Origin of the sequence: Rhizobium leguminosarum bv. viciae, assembly GCF_012276115.1 — a bacterium.
Classification (GTDB): domain Bacteria; phylum Pseudomonadota; class Alphaproteobacteria; order Rhizobiales; family Rhizobiaceae; genus Rhizobium; species Rhizobium leguminosarum_T.
Genome location: NZ_WIEU01000048.1, coordinates 1 through 4,238, shown reverse-complemented (window position 1 = coordinate 4,238; position 4,238 = coordinate 1). Strand labels below are relative to the sequence as shown.

General features: G+C 60.2%; 3 protein-coding genes and 4 pseudogenes. 2 read left to right on the top strand and 5 right to left on the bottom strand.

The annotated features are described in order from the left end of the window. Positions 1–292: 292 nt before the first annotated feature. Positions 293–874, top strand: a pseudogene (locus GFM02_RS34675) (helix-turn-helix domain-containing protein); the annotation flags it as partial. 115 nt (positions 875–989) lie between these two features. On the opposite strand, the gene GFM02_RS34670 reads toward GFM02_RS34675, so the two are convergent. The 5 genes and pseudogenes from GFM02_RS34670 to GFM02_RS34650 form a co-directional block, all read right to left on the bottom strand. Continuing rightward, positions 990–1,307 carry a c-type cytochrome gene (locus GFM02_RS34670; protein WP_168324222.1) on the bottom strand — a complete coding sequence of 106 codons (318 nt, stop codon included), beginning with the start codon at positions 1,305–1,307 and terminating at the stop codon, positions 990–992. Between the two features lie 77 nt (positions 1,308–1,384). Further along, positions 1,385–1,669, bottom strand: a pseudogene (locus tag GFM02_RS34665) (hypothetical protein); the annotation flags it as partial. 133 nt (positions 1,670–1,802) lie between these two features. Then, complete coding sequence (locus GFM02_RS34660) at positions 1,803–2,384, bottom strand: NAD(P)H-dependent oxidoreductase (protein ID WP_168324221.1); 582 nt, start codon at positions 2,382–2,384, stop codon at positions 1,803–1,805. Between the two features lie 45 nt (positions 2,385–2,429). Then, positions 2,430–3,478 (bottom strand): annotated as a pseudogene (locus GFM02_RS34655) (alpha/beta fold hydrolase). A gap of 27 nt (positions 3,479–3,505) precedes the next feature. Further along, a complete protein-coding gene (locus GFM02_RS34650; RefSeq protein ID WP_168324219.1) occupies positions 3,506–3,697 on the bottom strand; it encodes a hypothetical protein in 192 nt (63 codons plus the stop codon). Positions 3,698–3,716: 19 nt separating this feature from the next. On the opposite strand from GFM02_RS34650, the pseudogene GFM02_RS34645 reads away from it, so the two are divergent. Beyond that, positions 3,717–4,191 (top strand): annotated as a pseudogene (locus GFM02_RS34645) (ISNCY family transposase); the annotation flags it as partial. Positions 4,192–4,238: the final 47 nt, after the last annotated feature.

The window sequence follows — 4,238 nt, the reverse complement described above, 5'->3', positions numbered from 1 at the left end:
TGCTGCAACTGTCAAAGCTAAAGCCAATGGGTGCGTCTCATCCGCCCCCTCCCTTCCCTTGCAACCCGGCCCAGCCGGTCCGGTCGGGGGCTTGCCTCAGCGCAAGTGGACATGCCGAGTGTCGCATTTCTAAATGGCTGAAGACACACCCAAAGTGACACTTCTACTTTGCACACAAACGGACATTCCAACCCTGCCGCCACAAATGCTGTAGCCGCAAAGTTGAAGTGTCCTGTTTCTGCAAAGTTAGAATGTCACTCTGCCCGCGTTTTGAGGACGTGGGAGATTGCCGATGGGACTGATAGCGATGAGCGAGCGTGATGTGCAGCGGATCGAAGTTTTGTCGAAGGTTGTTGATGGGCGGATGACGCTGGTGTCGGCGGCGCGTGTTTTGGCGCTGAGCGAGCGCCAGGTGCGCCGGCTGTTGGAGCGGATCCGGACGAGCGGCGCGGCATCGATCCGGCACAAGGCCATCGGCCGTCCGTCGAACAACCGGATCATCCCGGGCGTGCGCGATTATGCTTTGGCTCTCATTCGAGCGCGCTATGCCGATTTCGGTCCAACCTTGGCAGCCGAGAAGCTTGCCGAGCGCGATGGGCTGACGGTGTCGCGCGAGACGTTGCGGCAATGGATGACGGAAGCCGGCATCTGGTTGTCGCGCAAGCAGCGCCGGACGTTTCATCAGCCACGGTTGCGGCGGGAAGCCTATGGCGAGCTGGTGCAGATCGACGGATCCGCGCATCGCTGGTTCGAGGATCGCGGTGATCCGTGTTCGCTACTGGTATTCGTCGACGATCATGGGTCAAGCCGGCTGCCGCGGCAGCGAGACCGGAAATCCCGGCTATCCTTCCGTTCAGCAGAAGGTAGAGGCCTGCCGACAGGCTAATCAGGAGGCCGCCTGCCAGGGGCCAGAGATAATATATTTCAGTCATTGCGCTCACACTGCGTTTTCGGTTCGGGCGTCGATCTTCACCACGGATCGGCTAAGGTTATTTCGACTTTATATACGCGACGAGATCGGCAATCTCGGTACGTGTCAGGGACAGATTGGGCATCCGGGAGTGATGAGGCGCAGCCAAGAAGACCGAAAGGCTCGCTTCGTCAAACTGCTCCGATTCACCGATCTGGGCGAACGTCGGGACAGTATCAGATCCGTGAACTTGTCCGGGTGCAACGACGTGACACTCGCTGCACCAGCGTTGGGCGATGCTGCGGCCGCGGAGTCGATCGGCCGCAGCGCTCTCGCCAATGACCATCAGAAGGAGAGCAACGGTAATAGCGCGCTGCAGGCCATGTGTTCGCTTCATTGCAGCCGGGTCCTATAGGGTTCATAGGCAACTCGCGTTCGGTCACTGGCTAGCGTTGCCTTCGATCCATTTCGAGCCGCGTCCAGATGATGAGCTTTCCAAGCAGACACATCAGTCGCGGTTACTGCCACGCGACCATCGGACGTGAGTTCCTTGGCATCGAATTTGCGGGACGCGATATCGCTGAAGTCTGAGACAGATTCCTGCAGTCGACACTCGTTGCAGAGCGGCGGATCGGCGATATCGAGAAGGGCTTCCTTCGTGACAAGAACGATCTCGTCGCCTCCGACGTCTCTTTCCATGATCAGAAGCGCCTCGTCTCCCGATGCCTTTATCATTCCACTGAGCAGCTTCAAGGGCATTTTCGTCCTCCCGGCACGAGTGCGAGTCGAGCCAACCAAACGGCGTTCACGCAGGCATTATGCTTCGCGCGCCCGGAAACTCCTTGATCAAGCTCAAAGTGGGATCTCCAATCGCGATCCGTTGGAGATTAAATCAGCAGGCCCGTCTGCCGTAATCGCGCATCTCATCGATCCAGCGAGAGCGCTTCTTCTCATCGGCAAACGAGAGGCCGTAGAAGCTCTCGCGAATAGGCTTGATTCCGGCGAAGCCCAGCATGCTGCGCTCGAAACTGCGCACGCCATATGCGCCGAAATACCATCGATAAAGCAGCACCGGCATTCCCATGGTGACGATTATGCGGGCGGAGCGCCCGGCAAGCAGCCGTTTGGGAAAGCCGCCCTTCCTGTATTCCATCGCAAAGCCCGGCCTGAAGGTGTGCTCGAGAAAGCCCTTGAGCAGGGCCGGCATCGTTCCATGCCAAAGGGGGAACAGAAAGACCCAGTGCTCTGCCCAGCGCATGTCCTCCCGCGACTGCTCCAGGCCCGGTGGCAATGCCCCGGTCTCGAAATCCTCCTGGGTTCGCAACAGCGGGAACTCGAGCTTGGCCACCTCTATGCGGCGCATCTGGTGTCCCGCTGCCGTGGCAGCATCAGCATAAGCGTCAGCCATGGCGTGCAGGAGGTGCTGCCCGGCCGGATCCGGATGGCCCTGGACAATTGTGATGCGCCTGGTCATTCGCTGCGCTCCGTAAAATCCTGAGGCATGCCATTGCATGCCTTGTTAGCTGTCTCCCTCATGACCGCGTCGCGACGGTGCGGGCGAATTTGGCCAACCAGACGGCCCGCCACGGGATCGGGAAGGTTGCTTTGCGCCTTCTGAGCAAGGAAGTCGCTGACCGCCTTCTTAACCTTCTCCCCATGTCCAACGAGCAGATGCCCGCCGGTGTCGTAGACGACCAACTTCGCGCCCGGAATGCTTTCGGCTGCGAATTTGGCTGCGGGGAGCGTGTTGAACAGATCGTCCTTGGCGGAGACGACCAAGGTGGGAGCGGCGATCTTCTCGAGAGGCAGCCGGTGGAGATCGGGCGCACTATCGATGTTAATGCCGGGGAAGCGCCGCGAAAGCGGTTCGACGCTGCGGATAATGGCCATCACGCGATTTCGGTCCTTTTCGGGGGCCGCTTCAACCAACTCGGGCGGCACGCCGAGGAGGCGGATGAGAACCGATGGAGCAACCTTTTCGGTCGCCCACCAAGCGAAGTCCGCGCCGGCGTTGACCAGCCAGAAGACAAACGCGCTGCCACGACTTCCCTCGATCATCACAGGGCTTTCGGGCGAGTAGGTTCCAGGGACGATCAGAATGAGCGCAGAGACCCCATCCGGATAGCGAAGCGCCTGCTCGACTGCCGAGCGCGCCCCAGCCGAGACACCGACGACGACGGCCCTTTCGACTTTGAGCCAAGAGAGAAGCGCCATATGCGCATCGGCTTGGGCGGCGGGTGAAGCATCAGACGGAATCGGTGTCTCCAGATACCCGAAGCGCGACGGAGCGATGACGCGAAAGTCGTTTCCGACAAGATCGGCAACGTTGGTCAGCCCCTGATCCCACCCGCCACCTGCACCGTGGATGGACAGGAGCGGCGTGCCTTCTCCTCGCTCGGCATATTCGATCAGACCTGCGGCCGTATTCGCAACTCGCGCGCCACTGGCGACCGCGGAACGCGCGCGGTCGATGTCATTGCTGTAGGACAGGAAAACCAGCCCGCCTGTGACCACGACAGCGATAGAGACCGCTGATAACACCCACCCGATCCGACCCATGGCCGCCATCCTCGGAATTCAAACCTTACGGATATTCTAGTCGGGTCGAGCCCGGAGTACTTTGATGTCCCTCAAACGGATCGATGAGATGCACAGCGATCGACCGATTTCGATCCCTTTTTGCAGCAGTGCACCCTGAACCGGTGTCAGGTCGCCGAAGGCAGCCGCAAACATTTGCGCGTTGCGGATGGCGCTGACGAGGCGATCGAGCCTGTCCACCAGGATCACGACGTCCGCCGCTTCCGAGGCAGCCACACCTGCCCGATCTGACGATCTGCATCGGCCGGTGAACCTGTCGTTGGACCGGCTCAAGGGCATTCTGTGCAAGTGTGAGCAGCGGTGTATGTCGGGGCGCAATTGACGTTCTCGTTCCAGCGTCAGCGGATCATGCTGGAAGAGACCGATATCACGCGTGGGCTGGTCGGCCGTTATGTCGAGACCTATGCCTTTGCCGATGGCCGGCTGGACGTGCGCTGGAAAGGCCATTCGCTGCCGTATCGGGTGTTCGACAAGGACCAGCGGGTGAACGCATGCGGCGATTACCGAGAACAAGCGGCTTTCCGACGTGAACAGCAGGATCAGCGATTGCCGCCGAAGGTGAAGACCAACAGCGAGAAGAACGGTTACACGCCACGGGGGCCGCAAGCCGGGACGTAACAGGGATTTCATGAACGACCCCGCCCGACGGCGACAAGCGCTCTCACCTCGATGCGGCGGAATGACTGGCTGCTCCAACGGTCAAAGCTAAAGCCGAAAGCTACCCCTCACC

Excerpts from the sequence above, each read along its gene's own strand:
- GFM02_RS34660 (WP_168324221.1), bottom strand. The coding sequence starts at position 2,384 with ATGACCAGGCGCATCACAATTGTCCAGGGCCATCCGGATCCGGCCGGG.
- GFM02_RS34670 (WP_168324222.1), bottom strand. The coding sequence starts at position 1,307 with ATGAAGCGAACACATGGCCTGCAGCGCGCTATTACCGTTGCTCTCCTT.